We start from the raw sequence: 1,825 nt of genomic DNA on the forward strand, positions 1-1,825 counted from the left end.
GGCCCCGGGTACGGGGGGCCCGGGGCCGTTCAGGGGCGGGGGTGCGACCCCCGCCGGTCAGGGGCTGTCCGGGGGCCAGTCGGCGACGAGTCCGAGGAGCCCGGGGAATCGGGCGTCCAGGTCGTCGATCCGGACGTGGCTGCGCCGCTCCAGGCCGTACTGGCGCTGGCGGATGACGCCCGCCTGGCGCAGCGCCTTGAAGTGGTGGGTCAGCGAGGACTTGGGCCGGTCCAGCCCGAACCAGCCGCAGGGGTGGTCGAACCGCTCCCGTTCCAGGAGGAGCTTGCGGACGATGGTGAGCCGCAGCGGGTCGCTCAGGGCCCCGAGTACGAGCTCCAGCCTGAGCTCCTCGACGGCCGGCTCGGGAAGCGCCTCCGGCAGGTCGGCCGGTTCCGGCAGGACGACGAAGGGCGGGGCCTGGCGCAGCGTCGAAGGCATGGGCGACTCCTCGTGGGCCGAAAGGATTTCGGACTCTCCTGTACGAGTCTCATCGTACTGCATGCTATGTTCGAGTTAACTCGTACTACGTCTGGCGGAGGGAGCGACCATGTCGGAGAGTCGGACGGTGTCGGTGCAGGAGGCCGCCGAGGCGGACCTGCCGACGCCCGGGAGGGAGCAGGGGGCGGCCGCGGGGACGCCCACCTGGTGGGTGTGGCTGGCCGCGTGGCCGGTGACCGCGGTGTTCGTCCTGTCCAACGCGGCGACCCCGCTGTACGTGGTCTGGCAGCGGGACATCGGGTTCTCCAAGGGCACCCTGACCGTCGTGTTCGCGTTCTACATCGTCGGGCTGCTGGGCTCGCTGCTGGTCTCCGGCGTGGTCTCCGACCGGCTCGGCCGCAAGCCGGTGCTGCTGCCCGCGCTGGGTCTGGCGGTGGCCGCCTGCGCGATCTTCGCCACCGCCTCGTCGGTCGCCGCGCTGATCGTGGCCCGGCTGTTCACCGGCATCGCGGTCGGCGCCGTGGTCTCGGCCGGCATGGCGGCCGTGACCGACGTGGCGGGCCCGGCCCGCAAGCGCCTCGCCGCCCTGCTCGCCTCCTGCGCGATGGTCTTCGGCGCGGGCCTCGGCCCGCTGCTCGCCGGGGTGCTCTCCGAGACGGCGCCCGGCCCGACCGTGACCGTCTTCGTGGTCGAGGCGGTGCTGCTGGCCACCGCGGTCTTCGCGGTGCTGCGGATGCCGGTCCGCCGGCCTGCCGCGCCGGCGAAGGGCGCCTGGATCCGGGTGCCCGGGGTCCCGCGCGGCAACGGCCTGCAACTCGCCCTCGGCATCGCGGTGTTCGCGCCCGGCATCACCGCGACCTCGTTCGTGCTCTCGCTCGGCCCGTCGCTGCTCTCCGGCCTGCTCGGCACCACCAGCCGGATCGTGGCCGGCGCGATGGCCTTCGTGATGTTCCTGACCGCCACCGCCGTGCAGTTCGCCGTCCAGAAGCTGCGCCGGCGCACCATCCTGATGGCCGGCGCGGTCTCCACCACGCTGGCCATGGTGACGCTGATCGCCGCCGTCCACGCCTCCTCCGTTCCCGTGCTGGTCGCCTCGGCCCTGCTCGCCGGGGCCGGCCAGGGCATGGGCCAGCTCGGCGGTCTCTCGCTGCTGAACTCCGCCGTCCCGCCGCGGCGCCTGGCCGAGGCCAACGCCGCGCTCAACGTGGGCGGTTACGTGCCGGCCGGGCTGCTCCCGGTGTCGGCCGGCTACCTCAGCGACTCCGTCGGGCTCACCGACGGGGCGACGGTCTTCGGCGTCGTCCTGCTGGTGCTGGCCGTCGCCGGCGGCCTGTACGTGGCCGGCAGCCGGGGCCGGCTGCCGGAGACCACCTGACCGGTCCGGCCT

At 74.0% G+C, this 1,825-nt stretch carries 2 protein-coding genes; one reads left to right on the forward strand and one right to left on the reverse strand.

Annotation, left to right across the window (positions count from 1 at the left end):
- Positions 1-57 precede the first annotated feature (57 nt).
- Positions 58-438 (reverse strand): ArsR/SmtB family transcription factor, encoded by a 381-nt coding sequence (locus ACFWOG_RS40770; RefSeq protein ID WP_380364795.1) that lies wholly within the window; start codon positions 436-438, stop codon positions 58-60.
- Positions 439-547: 109 nt separating this feature from the next.
- Between ACFWOG_RS40770 and ACFWOG_RS40775 the strand changes: the two genes are divergently transcribed.
- Positions 548-1,813 carry an MFS transporter gene (locus ACFWOG_RS40775; protein ID WP_380364797.1) on the forward strand — a complete coding sequence of 422 codons (1,266 nt, stop codon included), beginning with the start codon at positions 548-550 and terminating at the stop codon, positions 1,811-1,813.
- The last annotated feature ends 12 nt before the right edge of the window (positions 1,814-1,825 follow it).

This window comes from Kitasatospora sp. NPDC058406, assembly GCF_042722765.1.
GTDB lineage: Bacteria > Actinomycetota > Actinomycetes > Streptomycetales > Streptomycetaceae > Kitasatospora.